The sequence below is a fragment of the Allobosea sp. TAB14 genome (assembly GCF_052113865.1).
Lineage (GTDB): Bacteria > Pseudomonadota > Alphaproteobacteria > Rhizobiales > Beijerinckiaceae > Allobosea > Allobosea spartocytisi.
In genome coordinates this window covers 1-2,599 of record NZ_JBFRDQ010000313.1, presented here as the reverse complement: position 1 = coordinate 2,599, position 2,599 = coordinate 1, and the positions used below count along the sequence as shown (strand labels likewise).

At 72.1% G+C, this 2,599-nt stretch carries 3 protein-coding genes and 1 riboswitch; all 3 genes read right to left on the bottom strand.

The window, feature by feature from the left end; genetic code table 11:
* Positions 1-94, bottom strand: a riboswitch (TPP riboswitch). This riboswitch is flagged as partial in the annotation.
* Between the two features lie 77 nt (positions 95-171).
* The 3 genes from AB4Y99_RS26960 to AB4Y99_RS26950 all read right to left on the bottom strand — a co-directional run bounded on the left by AB4Y99_RS26960 (position 172) and on the right by AB4Y99_RS26950 (position 2,058).
* A complete protein-coding gene (locus tag AB4Y99_RS26960; protein WP_038364961.1) occupies positions 172-369 on the bottom strand; it encodes a hypothetical protein in 198 nt (65 codons plus the stop codon).
* Between the two features lie 45 nt (positions 370-414).
* A complete protein-coding gene (locus tag AB4Y99_RS26955; RefSeq protein ID WP_441525494.1) occupies positions 415-696 on the bottom strand; it encodes a hypothetical protein in 282 nt (93 codons plus the stop codon).
* Between the two features lie 141 nt (positions 697-837).
* Positions 838-2,058 carry an OmpA family protein gene (locus AB4Y99_RS26950; RefSeq protein WP_441525493.1) on the bottom strand — a complete coding sequence of 407 codons (1,221 nt, stop codon included), beginning with the start codon at positions 2,056-2,058 and terminating at the stop codon, positions 838-840.
* Positions 2,059-2,599 lie beyond the last annotated feature (541 nt).

Below are 2,599 nucleotides of genomic sequence, written 5' to 3'. Positions count from 1 at the left end.
GTTCCAGTCCCTCCGCCGGTATGACCCGGATCAGGTTCGACGGGTTCGGCCTCATCAGCCATCTCAGCCCTTGCGAGCACCCCTCGGAACGATTCCAAGGTTAGGGCTTCGACCGGGGAGACGCAACCGGCAAAGGAAAGCCGGCACGCAGGGGCCGGCATGCAAAAAACGTCAGGCTGTGCGATCGACCTGCAGGCCCTGGCCTGCGGGGAGGACGGCCTTCGCCTGCTCAGCGCCCTGCTCGAGCATGGCGACGACGCCGCGCTCGGCCTCGGCATTCTGCCGCAGCATCTCGGTGCCGAGGGCCTGCTGCGTCGAGGCTGACTGCATCGAGACGAGGCTTTGGGCGATGGCGGCAACGTCACTCATGCGGCCATGCTTAGGCCGCAAGCGTTGAACAATCCTGAACGCCTCTCAAGGCGCGATGATCGAAGGCACGCCGCGCGGCATCGGCAGATCGCGATTGGCCTCCTGCGCCGCGCGYCCGTCCTGCGCCACGCGCCCGTATTGATGGAACAGCCCTCGCTCCTCGGACCGCAAGCGGGAAACCTCCCCCGGTTGCGGGGCAATCGGCACGCCGGGAGCCCGCTGCTTGACGGCCGGGCCGGGCGACGGGGTGCTCTGGGCCTGCGCGACCGGCGCCAGAAGCGATCCGGCCAGAACCAGGCATGTCAGCATCAAGGAGAGCTTCTTCATGGCTTCATCTCCCTTCGGACTACTCCTCCGGACGATGAAACTGGCGAAGCGAAGCGGCGGTTCCTTGCTTCCGACGAAGAGCGGGGCTGCACTTTGTGCAGCCCCGCTCTGTGCGACAGCGGCGTGTCGACGCCGCGCCGATCAGCGACTCTGGCCCGTCAGCAGCGGCGTGATGCGCCGCAGCGTCACGCGCCGGTTCTCGCGCGAGGCAGCTTGCGTCTGCACCTTCAGATACTGCTCGCCATAGCCCTGGGTCGTCAGGTTCTCGGGCGGGATCTGGAAGTCGCGCGTCAGGATCTCGGCGACGGACTGGGCCCGGCGGTCGGAGAGCGAGAGGTTGTCGATGTCGGAACCCACGGCATCGGTATGGCCCTCGACGAGGAAGACCTCGTTCGGCGAGCCCTGCAGCACACGCCGCACCGAATCCGCGATCACCGCGAGGCGCTGCGCCTGGTCGGCCGTGACCTGCCAGGAGCCCGTCTCGAAGTTGATCGTGTCGATATCGACGCTGCGCATGCGGGCACGCAGGTCGGGCGAGTAGCGGACCTCGTCCAGCGTGTAGCGACGCGGGATCGCGGCGATCGGCGGGGCCATGATCGTCTCGTAGATCAGGCTCTCATCGGCCTGGTCCGCATTGACGATATAGCGCTCGCGCGGGATCGGCAGCGGCGGCGGGGGCAGCACCACGACATCGTCGGCAAAGCGCCCCGGACGGTCCCGCAGCGTGTTGTCGATGATGATCACCTCGCGATCGTCGCGGCCGATGCGGCTGCGGCGGATCAGCCGGCCCTCCTCGTCGGTGACGGTGACGATGCGCGTTCCGTCGGGCCGCTCGAAGACGGTGCGCGTCTCGCCGTCGCGGCGCTCGGCGCGGCCCTGCCAGCCGAGRTCSCGGAAGCGCTSGKYCTCGTCGCGGCGGATGATGGCRCGGCCGTCATCGTCGCGGATGATGGTGCGACCGGGTTCACGGATGATGGTGAGGTCACCTTCGCGCTGCTCCTGCCGTTCCCTGCGGATGTCATCGAAGCGCTCGGCGCCCTGGGTCGCCATGATACCGCCGATGACGCCGGCCCCGAGGCCGATCGCCCCGGCGACGCCGGGCGAAATGCCGCCGCGACGCCCCTCACGCTGGGGCGGCTGACCGGGAAGTTGGCCGGGAAGACCTGCCGGCGGCTGCCCCTGCACGGCGCCAGGCGCAGGCGGGGCGACGCCGGGACGGCCGGGCACGACGGCACCGGGCGCGGCTCCCGGCGGCACGGCCGGGTTCGGCTGGCCCTGAACCGGGGCCGCAGCAGGAGGAACCGCACCCGGTTGAGCCGGGGTCGAGGGCTGGCCGGGAACGGCGGGCGGAATCGGCGGCACGGGCCGCTGATCGGGCCGGGTGCCGGGCTGGGTTGCGCCGGGTGTAGCGGCGTTCGGCTGAGCCGGCGCTCCCAGAGGCGGCAGGGGACGCTGCGTCGGCTGCGCGCCGGGTTGCGGCGCAGGCGCAATCGCGCCGGGGGCAGCCGGACGCTGATCCGGCCTGAGGCCGGGCTGGGGCGCGCCCGGCGTCGCCGCGTTGGGTTGGACCGGAGCCGTCGGCGCGGGCGGAGGCACGGGCCGCTGCACGGGTGCTCCGGGTTGCGCGGGCGCTCCCGGCGGCGGCAGGGGGCGCTGTGAGGGCTGCGCGCCAGATTGCGGGGCGGACGGGATCGCACCGGGCGCAGCCGGGCGCTGATCCGGCCTGAGGCCGGGCTGGGGCGCACCGGGCGAAGCCGCGTTGGGCTGAGCCGGAGCCGTCGGTGCCGCGGGAGGCACGGGTCGCTGGGTCGGCTGAGCGCCGGGCTGCGGCGCAGGCGGAACGGCCGGACGCTGCACCGGGGGCACGCCGGGCTGTGCTGCCGGCGGCGGCACGGGCGCAGGC